We start from the raw sequence: 237 nt of genomic DNA on the forward strand, positions 1-237 counted from the left end.
CAGCCGGGAAATAGGCTTCCTGAAAATTGTTGGTGGGAAATATGCCGCTTTCATTGATGATATTGACCAGCACCGCTGTGCCATAAGCCGGCAGGCCCTGGCCGGTGACGCCGTTCTCCCGGATTTTCTTCAACAGCCCGCTGACCACTTCCTTGAAGCGGTCGGGCTGGGCTACTTCTACCTTACCGCTGCCTCGCACCACGATGGCCTTCAGGTTCTTGGAGCCCATAACAGCCC

At 57.0% G+C, this 237-nt stretch carries 1 protein-coding gene; it reads right to left on the minus strand.

Translation table 11 applies throughout. The features are described 5' to 3' along the window. Window positions 1-237: aldehyde ferredoxin oxidoreductase C-terminal domain-containing protein (locus JDF658_RS13980; RefSeq protein WP_278308135.1), on the minus strand; the 237-nt coding region annotated here is incomplete at both ends.

It is taken from the genome of Carboxydocella sp. JDF658 (assembly GCF_002049395.1).
Classification (GTDB): Bacteria; Bacillota.